The following is a 17,410-nucleotide window of genomic DNA, read 5'->3' on the forward strand; positions in this document are numbered from 1 at the left end:
TCTCTACTCCGCCGCGACCATGTGGACGGGATCACGAACGCCCTGATCGTCGAGATCGGCCTTGTGCGAATACTGATCGATGCGCTCTTCGATCTCGTGACGGAAGTGCGCAATCAGACCCTGGATCGGCCAGGCTGCTGCGTCGCCGAGCGCGCAGATGGTGTGGCCCTCGACCTGCTTGGTGACCTCGAGCAGCATGTCGATCTCGCGCTTGTGGGCGCGGCCGTCGGCCATGCGGGTCAAGACCCGCCACATCCAGCCGGTGCCCTCGCGGCACGGCGTGCACTGGCCGCAGCTCTCATGCTTGTAGAAATAGGAGATGCGCGCGATCGCCCGGATCAGGTCGGTCGACTTGTCCATCACGATCACGGCCGCCGTGCCGAGGCCCGAGCGCAGCTTGCTCAAGCTGTCGAAATCCATCGGCGTGTCGATGATCTGCTCGGCCGGCACCATGCGCACCGACGAGCCGCCCGGGATGACGGCCTTCAGATTGTCCCAGCCGCCGCGAATGCCGCCGCAATGCTTCTCGATCAACTCGCGGAACGGAATCCCCATCGCCTCTTCGACGTTGCAGGGGCGCTCGACATGGCCGGAGATGCAGAACAGCTTGGTGCCGACATTGTTCGGCCGGCCGATGGCGGCGAACCAGGCGGCGCCGCGGCGCAGGATGTCGGGCGCGACTGCAATCGACTCGACGTTGTTGACGGTGGTCGGGCAGCCATAGAGGCCGACATTGGCCGGGAACGGCGGCTTCAGCCGCGGCTGACCCTTCTTGCCCTCGAGGCTCTCGAGCAGCGCGGTTTCCTCGCCGCAGATATAGGCGCCGGCACCGTGCGCGACATAGATGTCGAACGGCCAGCCGTTGATATTGTCCTTGCCGACCAGCTTGGCCTCATAGGCCTGGTCGATCGCCGCCTGCAGCCGTTCGCGCTCGCGGATGAACTCGCCGCGGATATAGACGTAGCAGGCATGTGCGCCCATCGCGAAGCTTGCGAGCAGGCAGCCTTCGACCAGCAGATGCGGATCGTGCCGCATGATCTCGCGGTCCTTGCAGGTGCCGGGCTCGGACTCGTCCGCGTTGACGACGAGATAGCTCGGACGGCCGTCCTTGGACTCCTTCGGCATGAAGGACCACTTCATACCGGTCGGGAAGCCCGCACCGCCGCGGCCGCGCAGGCCCGACGCCTTCATCTCGTTGATGATCCAGTCGCGGCCCTTGTCGATGATCCCCTTGGTGCCATCCCAGGCGCCTCTGCGGCGCGCGCCCTCAAGGCCCCAATCATGGAGGCCGTAGAGGTTCTTGAAGATGCGGTCCTTGTCGTCGAGCATGCTCAAAACTTTCCGAACATCACCGATTGGCTTGGGAGTAGGCGAGCCCGGCGGCACAGCCGCCGAACACGATGGCCCACAACAGGCTGGATTCCAGCGTCGCGCTCAGGCCGTAACGTTGCAGCAGGAACATGAAGCCGGCCGCGACGGCGGTATGCAGGGCGATCGTGCGCCAGGCCTTCATCACAGCGCCCCTTCGCACCTTGTCTTCCTGCTCGTTTGCCTGCACCTGAAAGCCCCCCATCAGGTGGTTTCCTTCAGCGTCGTCGGCCCGCCAGCGGGCGCCGAGAACTGCCGGTCGGTCTGCGGGCCCGGCTTCGGCGGATTGCCGGCGGCAAAGCCGTCGAGCACCTTGCCGAAGCTTTCCTTGGTCAGGTCCTCATAGGTGTCCTTCCAGATCAGCACCATCGGCGCGTTCACGCAGGCCCCTAAGCATTCGACCTCTTCCCACGAGAAGTTGCGGTCCTTCGACAGCTGGAAAGGGTCGTGATGGATGCGGTGCTGGCACACCTCGATCAGGTCGGCAGCGCCGCGCAGCCGGCACGGCGTGGTGCCGCAGACCTGGACATGCGCCTTCTTGCCGACCGGCGAGAGCTGGAACATGGTGTAGAAGGTCGCGATCTCCAGCATGCGGATGTGCGGCATCTCGAGCAGGTCGGCGACGGCGCGGATCGCCGCTTCCGAGACCCAGCCGTCATGCTGCTCCTGCACGCGCCACAGAATCGCGATCGCAGCCGAAGCCTGACGGCCCGGCGGATATTTCTCGATCTGCTTCTTGGCCCAGGCGAGATTCTCGTCCGTGAACGTGAAGCTCGCGGGCTGCAATTCCTTCGGGGCAAGGCGGCGGACGGACATCGATCAAACTCTCATTGCGCGCGGTGCGGATGCGGACATCATCACCGGTCGACCTCGCCGAACACGATGTCCAGCGAGCCAAGGATGGCGGAAACGTCGGCCAGCAGATGGCCCTTGCAGATGTGATCCATCGCCTGCAGATGGGCGAAGCCCGGCGCGCGGATCTTGCACTTGTAGGGCTTGTTGGTGCCGTCGGCGACGAGATAGACGCCGAACTCGCCCTTCGGTGCCTCGACCGCGGCGTAGACCTCGCCGGCCGGCACGTGCACGCCCTCGGTGTAGAGCTTGAAGTGATGGATCAGCGCTTCCATCGAACGCTTCATCTCGCCCCGGCGCGGCGGCGCGATCTTGTTGTCCTCGACCACGACCGGGCCTTGCCCGTCCGCAGCCTTCAGCTTCTGGATACACTGCTTCATGATGCGCACCGACTGGCGCATCTCTTCCATGCGGATCAGGTAGCGGTCGTAGCAGTCGCCGTTCTTACCGATCGGAATGTCGAAATCCATCTCGGCGTAGCACTCGTAGGGCTGCGACTTGCGCAGGTCCCAGGCCGCGCCCGAGCCGCGCACCATCACGCCGGAGAAACCCCACTCCCAGGCTTCCTTCAGCGGCACAACGCCGATATCGACGTTGCGCTGCTTGAAGATGCGGTTGCCGGTCAACAACGTGTCGAGGTCGTCGACGACCTTGAGGAACGGATCGCACCACGCCTCGATATCGTCGATCAGCCTCAGTGGCAGGTCCTGGTGCACGCCGCCGACGCGGAAGAACGCCGCGTGCATGCGCGAGCCCGAGGCACGCTCGTAGAACACCATCAGCTTTTCGCGCTCTTCGAAGCCCCACAGCGGCGGGGTCAGCGCGCCGACGTCCATCGCCTGCGTGGTGACGTTGAGCAGATGGGAGAGGATGCGGCCGATCTCGCAATACAGCACGCGGATCAGCTGGCCGCGGCGCGGCACCGTGATGCCGAGCAGCTTTTCGGCCGCGAGGCAGAACGCATGCTCCTGATTCATCGGCGCGACATAGTCGAGCCGGTCGAAATACGGAATCGCCTGCAGATAGGTCTTGTGCTCGATCAGCTTCTCGGTGCCGCGGTGAAGCAGGCCGATATGCGGATCGACGCGTTCAACGACCTCGCCGTCGAGCTCCAGCACGAGACGCAAAACGCCGTGAGCGGCCGGGTGCTGCGGTCCAAAGTTGATGGTGAAATTACGAAGATTCTGTTCGTTCATGATCAGGCCTTCGGTTCCGCCTTCGCCTTTTCGTCACCCGGCAAGGGGTAGTCAGCCCCTTCCCACGGCGACAGGAAATCGAACTTGCGGAATTCCTGGATGAGCCGGACCGGCTCGTACAGCACCCGCTTCTCCTGGTCGTCGTAGCGAACCTCGACAAAGCCGGTCAGCGGGAAATCCTTGCGAAGCGGATGGCCGTCGAAGCCGTAATCCGTCAGCAGGCGGCGCATGTCGGGGTGGCCGATGAAGATCACGCCGTAGAGATCGTAGGTCTCGCGCTCGAACCAGTCGGCGCCGGGGAATACGCCGATGATCGACGGCACCTGCGTGGTCTCGTCGGCTTGCCCCCGTACTCGGATGCGCGTGTTCAGCGTCGGCGACAGCAGATGATAGACGACATCGAAGCGCTTTTCGCGGCTCGGATAGTCGACCGCGGTGGCGTCGGTGAAGTTGACGAAGCGGCAGTTCGGATCGTCGCGCAGAAAAGTGACGACGTCCACGATTCTGCCAATCTCGACGTCGATAGTGAGTTGATTGAACGCGACCGAGTGCGCCGTGGCGGCGCCCGGAAGCGCGCTCACGATCGTCTGCCCAAGGGCGTCGAGCTTGCCGTCGTCCATGCCTGAAACCTTAGCGTTCGATAGTGCCGATACGGCGAATCTTCTTCTGCAGCAGCAGCACGCCGTAGAGCAGCGCTTCCGCCGTGGGCGGACAGCCCGGCACATAGATGTCGATCGGCACGATGCGGTCGCAACCACGCACGACCGAGTACGAATAGTGGTAGTAGCCGCCGCCGTTGGCGCAGGAGCCCATCGAGATGACGTAGCGCGGCTCCGGCATCTGGTCGTAGACCTTGCGCAGCGCGGGCGCCATCTTGTTGGTCAGCGTGCCCGCAACGATCATCACGTCGGATTGCCGCGGCGAGGCGCGCGGCGCAAAACCGAAGCGCTCGACGTCGTAGCGCGGCATCGAGACCTGCATCATCTCGACCGCGCAGCAGGCGAGACCGAAGGTCATCCACATCAGCGAGCCGGTGCGCGCCCAGGTGATGAGATCGTCGGCCGCGGCGACGAAGAAGCCCTTGTCGGACAGCTCGTGATTGACCTCGAGGAAAAACGGATCATTGGCGCCGACCGGCTTGCCGGTCGACGGATCGAGAATGCCCTTTGGAGCCTGCGCAATCGCCGGCTGCGAGGATGCGGCGGTGGGGCTCAATCCCATTCGAGCGCGCCTTTCTTCCATTCATACGCGAACCCGACCGTCAGTACGGCCAGGAACACCATCATCGACCAGAAGCCGGTCGCGCCCAGTTTTCCGAACGCCACTGCCCACGGGAACAGGAACGCCACTTCGAGATCGAAGATGATGAAGAGGATCGCCACCAGGTAGAAGCGGACGTCGAACTTCATGCGGGCGTCGTCAAAAGCGTTGAATCCGCATTCATAGGCGGACAGCTTTTCCGGATCCGGCGACTGGAACGCGACCAGGAACGGCGCGATCAGGAGCGCCAGCCCGATCAGGCTCGCGACCCCGATAAAGACCACAAGTGGGAGATAATTCTGCAGGATGCCGGTCATCGGCGAGGCCTTCTTGCTGCGGTTTCGGACGTGCCGCAGATTCGTTGATTGGAATTGTTCTTGAGGCTTTAGCGCAGCGCAACAGGGGGCGCAAGACAAGCTATTTTGACGCTTTTACCGCCCCTTCCCGCCGGTTGATGGCCTCGTCGAGCGGACGCGCTGCCTCAGTGGGCAACGCTGCGCCGGCCACCCGGTGCCCTGCGCTCTCGCCATATCAGCCCAGCTCCCTTTCGGCAGCGAGCATCTCGGCCGCGGTCAGCGTCAGGCGGTCGAGATGTCCGAGCAGCAGCTCAAGATCCTGTGGACCAAGCTGTTCCAGCAGGCGCCGGTTTCGCTCCTGCGCACCGGCCACGATGGCGTCATGGGCGGCGAGCCCGGCCTTGGTGAGGGAGACAAGTGTTTCCCGATTGTCACGCGGGTTGGCGGCCTTGGCGACCAGCTTGCGCGCGACGAGCTCGGCAAGCGCCCGGCTGATCTGGCCCTTGTCCATGCCGACGGCTTCGGCCAGCCGCACCACGCTCATCGGCGGCCGCCGACCGAGTGAGGCGACCAGGCCGAACTCGACCGAGGACAGGCCGGTCAGCCGCTTGTAGCGCAGCAGCGCACCGCGCCTGAGCAGATTCGCGAGCACCATCAGCCGCGACGACATCATCGCGGTGATCGGCGCCAGCTCGGCATCAACCACCGCCTCCGGCGGCAAGGCCCTCGCAGTCCTGAGCTTCTCGGTCATCGCCAACCTCTGCCAACAAAGCCTGTCGCTGCCAAGCTAATCGAGATCGTTGACATTGTCATCGATATATCATTGACTTCGTCAACGATACAGCGCCCGTCGGCAGGAATCCGGCGGCGGGAGGAAACCAGCATGACCATCACCCAGCGGGACCGCGATCTCGGCACGGCCTATGCGATGAAGCCGTCCACCACCCGGACCGAGCTCACCTCGGTCGTCCGCGGCTCACCGATGGGCGAGTTGCTGCGCCGCTACTGGCACCCGATCGGGCTCGTAGGCGACGCCACCGATATCCCCAGAAAAGTCCGCGCGCTCGGCGAAGACCTGATCCTGTTCCGCGACCGGCATGGCCGACCCGGCCTGCTGCATGCGCGCTGCTGCCATCGCGGCACCACGCTTTATTATGGCAAGGTCGAGGAAGACGGCATCCGCTGCTGCTACCACGGCTGGAAGTTCGACACCGAAGGCCGCTGCCTCGAACAGCCCTGCGAGCCCGAAGGCGGCCTGTTCAAGGACAAGGTGCGCCAGCCCTGGTATCCGGTGCAGGAACGCTACGGCCTGATCTTCGCCTATATGGGCCCGGCGGATAAGAAGCCGGTGCTGCCACTCTACGAGTGCCTGGAGAATATGGACGACGGCGAATTCGTCGAGGCCGATGATTCCTCGATCGGCGGCGGCGGCCCTGCGGTGATCCCCTGCAACTGGCTGCAGCATTTCGAGAACGTCGCCGACCCCTATCATGTGCCGGTGCTGCACGGCTCGTTCTCAGGGCCGCAATTCACCACCATGATGGCCTCGATGCCCGAGGTGAAGTTCGAGATGTCGCCGCGCGGCGTCGCGGTGCGCTCGATCCGCAAGCAGGACGACGGCAAGGTGTTCTATCGCGTCACCGAGGCCGCCCTCCCCACGCTCCGCGTCGTGCCCAATCCGCGGGTCGCGCAATTCGCCCGCGTTGAATCGATCGGCTGGACCCTGCCGATCGACGACACCTCGTTCCGCATCTATGTCGCCGGCCGGGTCAAGCGGTCAGGCGATATCGGCCGCATGCGCTCGAAGTTCAACGGCAAGTTCTGGTGGGACATGACGGAGCAGGAGCACCAGCAATTCCCCGGCGACTACGAGGCCCAGGTCGGCCAGGGGCCGGTGACGGTTCATTCGGAGGAGCATTTCGGCCAGAGCGACCGCGGCATCCTCATGATCCGCCGTATGCTTTCTGACCAGCTCGGGGCCATGGCCGCCGGCCGCGACCCGATCGGGGTGTCGTTCGATGCCGATGCCAGGCCGGTTGAATTCGAGGCAGGGAATTACATCCGCGAGGCGTAAGGCCAGCGCGCAGGCAAACAAGAAAAGACAAGAGATCATCGGGGGAGGAAGTCATGGTCGATGTCGCACCGCCAGCGGCTGCAGCCACACGGGCCGCTGCCACGCCCTCCGCACGCCGCTACTACGTGCTCGGCCTGCTCACCATCATCTACGCCCTCAACTTCCTCGACCGCACGATCTTCAACGTCCTGATCGAGCCCATCAAGAAGGAGTTCGCGCTCAGCGACACCACGATGGGCCTGCTGGCCGGGTTCGGCTTCGTGCTGTTCTACTCGCTGCTCGGCATTCCCATTGCGCGGATGGCCGATCGCCTCAACCGCCGCAACATCGTAGCATTGGCCTTCGCGTTCTGGAGCGCGATGACCTATCTCTGCGGCATGGCCTCCAGCGCCGCGACGTTGGCACTGGCACGGGTCGGCGTCGGCATCGGGGAATCCGCAGGCACGCCGGCCTCGCAATCGATGATCGCCGATCTGTTCGACAAGAATGAGCGTCCGCGCGCGCTCGGCATCTACGCGATCGGCACCTATCTCGGCGTCTTCCTCGGCTATTTCATCGGCGGTTATGTCAATCAGCACTATGGCTGGCGGACGGCCTTCTTCACCGCGGGCCTGCCCGGCATCGCGCTCGCCGGGGTGCTGTGGCTGACGATCTCCGAGCCGAAGCGCGGTGCGATGGCCGAGACATTCAAGGCCGAGCCGATCGGGCCGACGCTGGGCTTCCTGATCTCGCAGCCGAGCTTCGTCCTCGTGCTGGTCGGCTTCTGCCTCACGACCTACACCAACTACGCCACCGCGGTGTGGATCCCGCCGTTCCTGGCGCGCATCCATCACCTCACCAGCGCCGAGATCGGCACCTATGCCGGCACCTTCAAAGGTCTCGCCGGCATGGCGGGCACGCTGATCGGCGGCCTCGTGGTGGCGCAGATCGGCCGCCGCGACGACCGCTGGAAGCTGTGGGCGCCCGCGATCATGTCCGGCCTCGCCGGCCCCGTCTTCGCGCTGTGCATGCTGACGCAAAGCTTCACGCTGATGGTCGCGACGCTCGCGCTGACCTCGTTCATGGTCGGCTTCCATCTCGGCCCGATCTTTGCGATCGCGCAGACGGTCGCAAAGCCCAGCATGCGGGCGCTGGCCTCGGCGATCGTGCTGCTCACCGCGACCTGCTTTGGCCAGGGCGTCGGCCCCCTCGCCGTCGGCATGATCAACGACGCCCTGAAGGGCGCGTACGGCACGGATGCGGTTCGCTACTCGCTGCTGTCGGCCGCGGTGACCACGACGCTGGGCGCGCTGCTGTTCGTTTGGGCGGCGCGCTGGATCCGTGCCGATATCGCGCGCGCCAGCTAAGCGTCCATGAAGGCCAGCAGGTCGGCCATCAGGCGCGCACTGTGCGTGAGCGGCAGAGCGTGCGGCGCGCCTTCATAGACGGCGAGCTTGCTGCCCTTGATCAGCGCCGCCGTCTTCGCACCGGTCAGCTCGAGCGGCGCGCTGGCATCCTTGTCGCCGTGCACGATCAGCGTCGGGCGATCGATGCCTTTGGCCGCGGCGCGCAGGTCGGCAAAAGAGATGGTCTTGCGGCAGGCCAGCGCCACCGGCAGCGGCACGCTCAGCATCATCTCCCTGATCCAGGCCCGCGTGGCCTCGGGCGTGTCGGACGTGAAAAACGGCGCTTCGTTCTCGCCCATCCATTTCGGGAAGTCCTGCGCGATCGCGGCATTCTGCGCCTCGACCATCGCCCTCGGCACCGCGACCGGATTGTCCTCGGTCTGGACGATGAACGGCGTGGTCGGCGCCACCAGGACCAGCCGAGCGATACGATCGGCGCCGTGACGCGCCAGATAGTTCACCGCCTCGATCGATCCCATCGAATGCGCGACGATCGTGACGTCACGGAGATCGTGCTGCTCGATCACGGCCGCGACGTCATCGGTCAGCGTGTCGAGGTCGTATCCCGTCATCGGCATGTCGGAACGGCCGTGGCCGCGCCGATCTGGCGCGACGCAACGAAAACCCTTCGCGTTCAGCGCCACGATCTGGCTGCCCCAGACGCTGGAATTGAACGTCCAGGCGGCAAGCAGCAGCACCGGCTCACCCGAGCCCCAATCCTGCACGAACAGTTCTGTGCCATCGCTCGCGGTCACATAAAGCGGTTGGCTGGCCATGATGTCTTTCCCTTTGCGGATCGATCGGCAACATCGCCGCCGACGCACCGACCATCGCAAAGGGAGATCGTGCGCGCGATTACGCCTCAGGTAATCACGCGCGTGATGCCAGGCTTACGGAAGCGGAAACGCGCCCGTCTCACCACTGATACCGCACCACGCCCTTGCCGGCGTAGCTCGAGGTGACGTTGGAGAACTCGCCTTCGAACGTCGCGGCCGCCGACCAGCCGTTTCGCCAGTTCATCTCGATCGACGCGGTGGTCAGCGCGGAGTCGCTTGCCTGCGCCGCGCCGTTTACGACGAAGCTGGCGCCCGGCAGCGCCTGGAAGGTCGCGGCAGCCGAGCGGTTGGGGTCGTAGTCATGGGCCCAGGCGAAACGCGTGCGCAGCGTCAGGATGCCGTCCTGCACCGGGAAGGACTTGTCGGTGCGAAGGCCGAGCTCGCTGCGCGTATCGGTCAGGCTCTTGCCGCCATAGGTCAGCGCAAACGTCGACAGACCCGAGATCACCCGTTCGGCGTAACCGGGCAGTTCGAAAGTCGTGAACTGGCCCGCGGCGTAAGGCGTGATGCCGACGCCGCCGATCCACGGCGCGACGAAACGATAGCCGCCCTCGAGCCGCCCCGAATAGGCGTTGGCGTTGAACTCGGCGCGAAGCTGGTCGACGCCTGCGGCCGTCACGGTGCGGTTGGTGGTGATGTCCTGCCAGCCATAGGCGAGCGCGGCGGAGACATAGGCCGCACCTTCGCTGTGGCGGACATAGGCGCCGGCCTGGAACAGATCGGACCGGCCGCTGCCGCTGCCCGCGACCGAGAAGCTGGTGCCGCCGCCGGCGATCGCAAATCCCGCAACGGTGTTCGGCGAGAACAGATAATCGGCCCCGACCGCCGTGCCATAGATGCTGCTGGTGGTGTCGTTCGACCCGACCACGGCGTTGCCGCTGGTCGATTGCGAACCGCCGAAGCCGGCGGCCCAGACGTTCCAGCGCGGCACGAACGGCACCGGAGGCGCCTTGGTGAACATCGCGAACGCATCGGTCTTCCGGCTCGCGGCATAGGCGCTCGCTTCGCCCTCCTCCGCATAGCCAGACGCTCCTGGCATCGCCCCCGCTCCGCCGGTGCGGTTCATGAAGGGATCCGTGAGCAGTCCAATGAACAGGTTCATCGCATCGAACGTCGTCTGCTGCGAGCTGGTCGCCAGTTCGCCGGAGGCCTGGGTCAGCCCCGCCGGCGTGAGCGTGCCGAACACCGTCGGAATGCCGCCGGTCGTGTTGAAGTAGTTGACCAGCGTGTTCGCGACGCTTTGCTGGTTGATGGAAAGGCCGCCGCCGAAGTTGGGAGGCGGTGCAAAGCCCAGCGTCAGATTGAGATAGGCGTGGGTGGCATCATAGCTCAGCGCATCGGTGAAATTCGTCGGCAGGTTGGTATTTGCGATGTTGGATGCAAATGTGCCGGATATGCCTCCAGCGGCGTTCAGGATCGTATACTGCCTGGAGATGTAGCTGCCGTTGGCGAACACTGCATTGACGGTCGCGCCTCCAAGTGTCGCGTTCGCGTTGACATTGGTCGATGCCGCAGCCGTCGGCGTCACCTGCACCTGATAGATCGCGCCGGATTGAAAAGCGAGACCGCCGTTGATAGTCAATGTGCCGGTCGGATCTGCAGCACTCCCGGGCGCAAGCGTGCCTCCGCTCATGATGGTCGTAGGTGTCGGAATGACAAAGCCGCCCCTCAAGGGGCCGCCGGGGTTGGCGTCTAACAATGTCGACGTGACGCCGTTGTGGAAAAAGACGATGGTCGGAGCACCGACAATGCCGGTGCCGCTCAAGGTGCCGCCGGAATTGACCGTCACATTCGACGAATTGGCGATCGAACCGTCCACTTCGAGCGTACCGCCACTGACGGTGGTCGAGCCGGTGTAGATGTTAATGCCTGACAGCGCCAACGTGCCGGCACCGATCTTGGTCAGCCCGCCGGTCCCGGACAGGCTGCCGGAGAACGTCGTGCTTGTGCCGTCATTGCCGGTCGTCAGCGTCGCTGCGCCGAGGGTCACAGCGCCGGCCCCGGCCAACGAGCCGATGGTCTGGTCGTGGCCGTTGAGATCGAGCACCGCCCCGCTCGCCACCCTATAGGCGCTGGCAGGCGCGAAGCTGTCGACGGCGGCCGCCTGCAGCCTGCCGGCATCGACGGCGGTCGGCCCCGCATACGTGCTGGCGCCGATGAGGACCAGCGTCCCTGCACCCGTCTTGGTGAGAGCGCCCTGGCCTGAGATTGTGCCGTTGAGCAAAAGATCGGCGTCGGTCTGGAAGGTGCCGCCGCCGAGGTTCAGCGTGATGGCACGCGCGGTCGAGAACACCGCGGTCGTCTGCAGCACGCCGCCGTTGAAGCTCAGATTTCCCGACGCGCTACCGAGCGCGGCGTCCGATGAGATCGACAGAACACCCTGGTTGATGCTCCAGGGCGTCAAGGCTGCCGTCCCGCTGGTGAGCGTCCAGGTGCCGGTGCCGGTCTTCACGAAGGCCGCAAAACCCTGGTACTGCGCAGCTGACCCGATCGTGGACACGTCGAAGCTCGCATTACCCACGCCACCCAAGCGCAACGTGTCGCTGCCGGTACCGGCCACGTTGCCAATGATGGTCGAGCCTGCTTGCAGTTCGAGTATATTGCTGCCGCCGGTAAAGGTGATGGCGTTGGCGCGAATGCCGCCCGCACCAGATATCCCGCCGGCAATGGTGCCGCTGTTGATGACGGTAAGATTGGCACCGACGATGCCGGCACCACCTGTCCCTGCCGTACCTGCAATCGCAATAGCACCGCTACCTGCGGCTCCTCCGACACTGCCGTTGCCGCCCTGGATGAGCCCGCTGTTGACCAGCACAGCTGGCAGACCGGCGCCGAGGACCCCCACGCCCCCCGACCCGCCATTGCCGCCGTTGCCGCCCGTGGCTCCGCTGCCCCCGTCTCCACCAACCCCGCCGAGACCACCTTGAATCGTACCGGTGTTGGTGAAGACTACCTCAGGCGCCCCAAGCTTCAGGCCGGCCCCGCCACCGCCACCGCCGCCGCCGCCGCCGCCCGACGCCGAGGCGTTGCCGCCGCTGCCGCCCATTCCACCGGTGCCGCCCGTCAGCGTAGAGCCGTTCGAGCTTGCGGCAGCCCCCGTCACGACCAGGGCATGGCCGCCCGAGCCGCCGCCGCCACCACCACCGCCGTCAGGGCCGGGACCGCCGCTGGTGTTGCCGCCGCTGCCGCCGGTCAGGCCTGTCCCGCCGACGATCGGCGCAACGTTCTGGATAAAAGGGACTGACAACCCGTTGGCGCCGCCGGCGCCGCCCGCGCCACCATTACCGCCCGATGCGCTGCCGGAGGTATCGCCGAGCCCGCCCTGGCCACCCGGCGCGCTTCCGGCGCCACCGCCTCCGCCACCTCCGCCACCGCTGGTGGTGCCGGCAGCCGCATTGGTGCCCTGGGCTCCCACCAGGCCGTCCGCTCCGCCTGCGCCACCGATACCGACCAGATTGGGGGGATTGCCATGATGGGCATCGCCTCCCGTGCCGCCATCAGCGAACGCCGGCGCGAGCGGCGACCAACAGAGCAGAGAGATCAGTGCAAGCGATGTAGCACCGGCTGGCATCGACGTCAGGCTGCGCGCAGAGGTTCGCCGTACTCGGAGCTCCGCACGTTTCATTTCGCCGACGGTATCGCCCAGCTCCGTGGCACGCACGGGCGCAGACACACAGGAACCACCGGGAAGCCGCTGGTCACGACAGCACGCACGGGTTCGAAAGCGTTCAACAACGGACACGCGCATGGCATTCCAACTCGGGCCGCGCATCGGCGGCCACTGAAAATCTCAGCGGGAGGTTGTATCCCCTGAGAAATCCTGCCGCATGACAAAAAAACAAGAATGGAACTGAAAGCGCGACGATGTGCCTTCTTTGCCACGAGGCGAGGCTCCACTTCATCCTGCCACGTCGGCGGCAGAACGATGGGCTATAGTCGGCGCGGGGTCCCGTGGGACCTACCTGTTGGTATTTTCCGTGAAGCTCGTCACGACATTCCGATAGCGCTTACTGCCCGCGATTGTCTCGCCATTGTCCATCCGCAGGACGAAGTCCCCTGCCGGACGATGCTCGACTGCCACGACCCGCGCCAGATTCACCAGCCTTGCCCGATGCACGCGGACAAGGCCGAACGGCCTGAGCCGATCCTCCTCCCGCGCAAGCGTGCCGCGGATCAGGTGACGTCCGTTGGGGAGGCTAAACTCGACATAGTTGCCCGCAGACGTCACGGCCACGATATTGCGAGGATCGACCCGAAAGCTCGTGGCGCCGTCCCGCAGCCACAGGCTGGGATTGGCGGTGTCGACGGACGGTCCGGCCAGCGGCAGTGCAAGCGCCTCGGCCGGCGGCACTGGTGTTGCGAGCATCGGCGTTGAGGGCATCGCCAGCACCTTGCGATCCGTCAGCCAGATCACCACGGCCACCATCAGCGACGAGACGACGTCCTTCTGGAGCTCATGCGGAAACGCCGTTGCCCAGTGAAAGGCATAGCCATCGCCCAGCAGCAGCTTGCGCAACCCAACCATGGTGACGAGATGCGCGAACGCGTAAAGCAGCGTCGCCGCCACCGCCCATGTGACAGCCATCACTCGGCTGCGACCAACACGCAATTGGGCGATGCCGCTTCGCAGCAGCGGCAGAAACAGGATCCAGGCAATGGCACTCGTCACCTCGAGCAGCACGGGCATGCGCAATGGCGCGAATCCCGCGGACAGTTTGAATTCGCTCACCGAGGAGAAGACGTTGACCACGCCGCTCGCCACGATCAGCAGGGCCACCCAACCATAGGCGAGCATCGAGCCGCGCTTCGCCCCGCCCGGTTGGATCGCCGTCACATCGCCGCGATTTTCGTCCCCGAAATCCGCTTGCTCGTCCCAACCCCGCTCGACGCGCTGATCGATGCCGCGTTCAATGGAATTCTCTGGCTGCGTCGTGGACATATCGGGATGGAATAAATGCTGCAACTCGTCAGGTCACCTGCCCCGGCGGCCAGGTCCGGGATCCGATTGCGATCCGTCACGCGATCAGGTCTCTATCACAGGCAGGCGAGCGGTGTCGCGCAAGGACAGGATGGCGCGCCGTCCGGACGGCGTGAAATCCGCTCTACTCACGGACAGGTGACCGGCCGATGAACCGTCGCGAACTCCTGATCGGCGCCGCCCTGACGCCTATGGCGCACTGGATCGGTCCGGGGCCGGTTGCCGCTGCGCAGGGTGCGAGCAACTCCTCGGAAACGTTCCGGCGAACGCGTCCCTCGGACCCGCAGTGGCCGTCGGCCGCCAGCTGGAACCGGCTGAACGAGCAAACCGATGGCCACCTCATGGCGGTGAAGTCGCCGCTGGCGGCGTGTCAGGACAGTCCCTCGGGTCCGGCGTGCCGCGATGTGTTCAAGGGGCTGAAGAACCCCTACTACATCGGCGACGATCCAGCACTGACCCAGACCACGGGCTATCTCGATGCATGGGCGTCCCAGCCAAGTGTCTACGCGGTCGCGGCGCGCACGACAGGTGACGTCGTTGCCGCCGTCAATTTCGCACGTGACAACAATCTGCGGCTGGTCGTCAGGGGCGGCGGCCACTCTTATCTCGGCACATCGAGCGCGCCCGACTCGCTGATGATCTGGACCCGCGCGATGCACGACATCACGCTGCACGACAGCTTCGTTCCGCAAGGCTGCTTGGATCCGCCACGGCCGGCCGTCACCATCGGCGCCGGCGCGATCTGGATGCATGTCTACAATGAGGTGACGACCCGAGGTGGCCGCTATGTCCAGGGTGGCGGCTGTGGAACCGTCGGCGTAGCGGGACTGGTGCAGGGCGGCGGCTTCGGCAGCTACTCGAAGAACTACGGCACCGCCGCCGCGAGCCTGCTGGAAGCCGAAATCGTCACCGCGGACGGCGTGGTCCGGATCGCAAATGCCCGCAGCAACCCGGACCTGTTCTGGGCCTTGCGCGGCGGCGGCGGCGGCACCTTTGGCGTCGTCACCCGCCTGACGTTGCGCACCCATGAACTACCCGACGTCTTCGGCTTCGCCTCCATGACGATCAAAGCGGCGTCGGACGCATCATTCCGCAACCTCGTCGGCGCGTTCATCGATCTCTACGCGGAGCGCCTGCACAACCCCCATTGGGGCGAGATCGTCAATATCAAGCCGGGCAACGTGCTCGACATCCAGCTTTCGTTCCAGGGCCTCGACAAGCCGCAGGCCGACGAACTGTGGCAGCCCTTCATTCGCTTCGTCACGGAGGCCGAGGGGGAATTCACCTTCACCCGTCCGCCATCGATCCGCACCGGTCCTGCAGCGCACCGCTGGGACGTCGCCTATATCAAGCAGCGCGCTCCGCAGGCGGTGCTGTCCGACGATCGTCCGGGCGCTCCGGCGGAGAACGTATTCTGGGCCGCCAATCTGAGCGAAGCCGGACACTTCATCCACGGCTTTGAATCGCTCTGGCTTCCGGCATCGTTGCTGAACGGCGCGGAGCGTCCGCGGCTTGTCGAAGCCCTGTTGGCGGCCGCCGAGCATGCGACGGTCGAGTTGCACTTCCAGAAAGGGCTGGCCGGCGGATCGGAAGCCGCGATCGCCTCGGCAAAGGAAACCGCCACGAACCCCGCTGTGATCGACGCCTTCGTGCTTGCCATCATCGCGAGCGAGGGCCCGCCCGCCTATTCCGGCCTCAGCGGCCACGAGCCTGACCTGGCCGATGCGCGCAAGAATGCCGCAGGGATCGCGAAGGCGGTCGGCGAACTCAGAAAGGTGGCGCGGGACGGCGGCGCCTATCTTGCGGAAAGCAGCTTCTTCGAACCGAAATGGCAGCAGGCCTATTGGGGCCCGAACTACCAGCGGCTTCTGGAGATCAAGCAGAAGTACGATCCGGCCGGCCTGTTCTTCGTGCGCCACGGCGTCGGCAGCGACGACTGGAGCGACGACGGATTTACGCGGCTGGCGACGCGTCCGTGAGCGTGCCGATATGAACCGTCGGCGATTTGCGGACCGGAAGCCTCGCTCCGGTTCATTTGAACGTCGCGAAGCGAGTTCGCGCGCGAGAGGGGTAAGTGGCGCGACGCCAGAGATCGCCGCGCTCACACCGTCAGGTCAGCTTGCCGGTGTATTTCTCCAGCGCCGCCCAGGCGTCCGCGCCATAGGTCTTCTGCCACTGCGTGTAGAAGCCGGCCTTCACCAGCGCGGCTCTGAACTGCACAGGATCGGGCTTGTTGAAGGTCATGCCCTTCTCGGTCAGCTCCGCTTGCAACGAGCGGTCCATCTCGACCAGATCGGCGCGCTCCTTCGCCGCCGCCGCGTCGAACGCCGCATTGATGAGCTCGAGCAGATCGGGCGGCAGGGCCGCCATCGCGCGGCGGTTGCCGAGGATCCAGTAGCCGCTCCAGCAATGGTTCGACAGCGCGCAGTATTTCTGTACCTCGTACAGCTTTCCAGTCGAGACCTGTGCAAGCGGATTCTCCTGCCCTTCGACGATGTGGGTCTGCAGCGCCGAATAGAGTTCACTGTAGGAGATGCTCGACGGCAATGCGCCGAGACCTGAGAACAGCGAGGTCAGCAACGCCGTCACCGGCACCCGAATCTTAAAGCCCTTGAGATCGTCGACGCTGTTGAGCTGCCGGCTCGACGACGAGGTGATCTGGCGGAAGCCGTTGTCCCAGACCTTCTTCAGCGGCACGACGCCGGTCCTGGCGATCGCATCGCGGACGATGTCGCCGACCCCGCCGTCCATCGCCGCCCAGACCTGGTCGTAGGACTGGAACGCAAAACCGATGCTGGGCAGGCCCGACAGCGGCACCAGCGTCGACAAGGTCATGCTGGGTGCAGCCAAGAGCTCGATACCTCCGGCGCGGACCTGCGACAGCATCTCCGGATCGCCGCCGAGCTGGCTGTTGGCGAACACCGTGATGTTGACCCGGCCGGACGACTGCGCGCCGACCAGCTCGGCCGCCTCGGCCAGACGGATTGTTAGCGGATGGGTTTCAGGAGTGTTGACGCCGAGCTTGAAATCGAACTCGACAGCGGCAAGAGACGGCTTACCAAACGTCGTGGCGGCAAGCGCCGCGGCGCCGGTTCCCAGCAGCCGCCGGCGGGTCATATTCGTTGTTTTCATTATCGTTTTTCTCCCAGGCGTAGTCCGCGCCCA

The 17,410-nt window shown here is 65.1% G+C and carries 15 protein-coding genes; 3 read left to right on the forward strand and 12 right to left on the reverse strand.

The window, feature by feature from the left end; all coding sequences use genetic code 11:
- Nucleotides 1-3 precede the first annotated feature (3 nt).
- The 8 genes from nuoF to HAP47_RS22095 form a co-directional block, all read right to left on the reverse strand.
- On the reverse strand, nt 4-1,329 hold the full coding sequence (gene nuoF / locus HAP47_RS22060; RefSeq protein WP_074127753.1) for an NADH-quinone oxidoreductase subunit NuoF: 1,326 nt from the start codon (nt 1,327-1,329) through the stop codon (nt 4-6).
- 19 nt (nt 1,330-1,348) lie between these two features.
- The gene (locus tag HAP47_RS22065; RefSeq protein ID WP_173642784.1) at nt 1,349-1,573 is read right to left on the reverse strand and encodes a hypothetical protein; all 225 of its coding nucleotides are present in this window, start codon (nt 1,571-1,573) and stop codon (nt 1,349-1,351) included.
- Entirely contained in the window at nt 1,573-2,184 is a 612-nt protein-coding gene (gene nuoE / locus HAP47_RS22070) for an NADH-quinone oxidoreductase subunit NuoE (RefSeq protein WP_173642783.1), read from the reverse strand. Before nuoE ends, HAP47_RS22065 begins: the two co-directional genes overlap by 1 nt.
- Before the next feature lie 41 nt (nt 2,185-2,225).
- On the reverse strand, nt 2,226-3,416 hold the full coding sequence (locus HAP47_RS22075) for an NADH-quinone oxidoreductase subunit D (RefSeq protein ID WP_173642782.1): 1,191 nt from the start codon (nt 3,414-3,416) through the stop codon (nt 2,226-2,228).
- Nucleotides 3,417-3,418: 2 nt separating this feature from the next.
- Complete coding sequence (locus HAP47_RS22080; RefSeq protein ID WP_173642781.1) at nt 3,419-4,036, reverse strand: NADH-quinone oxidoreductase subunit C; 618 nt, start codon at nt 4,034-4,036, stop codon at nt 3,419-3,421.
- 10 nt (nt 4,037-4,046) lie between these two features.
- Nucleotides 4,047-4,637: a NuoB/complex I 20 kDa subunit family protein gene (locus HAP47_RS22085; protein WP_050423879.1), complete on the reverse strand. Its 591-nt coding sequence runs from the start codon at nt 4,635-4,637 to the stop codon at nt 4,047-4,049.
- Nucleotides 4,628-4,993 carry an NADH-quinone oxidoreductase subunit A gene (locus HAP47_RS22090; RefSeq protein WP_018271860.1) on the reverse strand — a complete coding sequence of 122 codons (366 nt, stop codon included), beginning with the start codon at nt 4,991-4,993 and terminating at the stop codon, nt 4,628-4,630. Before HAP47_RS22090 ends, HAP47_RS22085 begins: the two co-directional genes overlap by 10 nt.
- A 214-nt stretch (nt 4,994-5,207) precedes the next feature.
- Complete coding sequence (locus HAP47_RS22095; protein ID WP_173642780.1) at nt 5,208-5,723, reverse strand: MarR family winged helix-turn-helix transcriptional regulator; 516 nt, start codon at nt 5,721-5,723, stop codon at nt 5,208-5,210.
- 132 nt (nt 5,724-5,855) lie between these two features.
- Here HAP47_RS22095 and HAP47_RS22100 point away from each other — a divergent pair, with 132 nt between their 5' ends.
- Complete coding sequence (locus HAP47_RS22100) at nt 5,856-7,046, forward strand: aromatic ring-hydroxylating dioxygenase subunit alpha (protein ID WP_173642779.1); 1,191 nt, start codon at nt 5,856-5,858, stop codon at nt 7,044-7,046.
- Between the two features lie 53 nt (nt 7,047-7,099).
- On the forward strand, nt 7,100-8,392 hold the full coding sequence (locus HAP47_RS22105) for a spinster family MFS transporter (protein WP_173642778.1): 1,293 nt from the start codon (nt 7,100-7,102) through the stop codon (nt 8,390-8,392).
- Here the strand turns inward: HAP47_RS22105 and HAP47_RS22110 are convergent.
- From HAP47_RS22110 to HAP47_RS22120, 3 genes are all read right to left on the reverse strand, one after another.
- Nucleotides 8,389-9,207: an alpha/beta fold hydrolase gene (locus HAP47_RS22110; protein WP_173642777.1), complete on the reverse strand. Its 819-nt coding sequence runs from the start codon at nt 9,205-9,207 to the stop codon at nt 8,389-8,391. The two genes, HAP47_RS22105 and HAP47_RS22110, sit on opposite strands and share 4 nt — an antisense overlap.
- Nucleotides 9,208-9,346: 139 nt before the next feature.
- Complete coding sequence (locus HAP47_RS22115; protein ID WP_231168336.1) at nt 9,347-12,838, reverse strand: autotransporter domain-containing protein; 3,492 nt, start codon at nt 12,836-12,838, stop codon at nt 9,347-9,349.
- Between the two features lie 387 nt (nt 12,839-13,225).
- A complete protein-coding gene (locus tag HAP47_RS22120; protein WP_173642775.1) occupies nt 13,226-14,230 on the reverse strand; it encodes a LytTR family DNA-binding domain-containing protein in 1,005 nt (334 codons plus the stop codon).
- A 164-nt stretch (nt 14,231-14,394) separates the two neighbouring features.
- Here HAP47_RS22120 and HAP47_RS22125 point away from each other — a divergent pair, with 164 nt between their 5' ends.
- Entirely contained in the window at nt 14,395-16,224 is a 1,830-nt protein-coding gene (locus tag HAP47_RS22125) for an FAD-dependent oxidoreductase (RefSeq protein ID WP_173642774.1), read from the forward strand.
- A 130-nt stretch (nt 16,225-16,354) separates the two neighbouring features.
- On the opposite strand, the gene HAP47_RS22130 is transcribed toward HAP47_RS22125, so the two are convergent.
- The gene (locus tag HAP47_RS22130) at nt 16,355-17,362 is read right to left on the reverse strand and encodes a TRAP transporter substrate-binding protein (RefSeq protein WP_173643165.1); all 1,008 of its coding nucleotides are present in this window, start codon (nt 17,360-17,362) and stop codon (nt 16,355-16,357) included.
- Nucleotides 17,363-17,410: the final 48 nt, after the last annotated feature.

The sequence above is a fragment of the Bradyrhizobium sp. 41S5 genome (assembly GCF_011516665.3).
Classification (GTDB): Bacteria; Pseudomonadota; Alphaproteobacteria; order Rhizobiales; family Xanthobacteraceae; genus Bradyrhizobium; species Bradyrhizobium quebecense.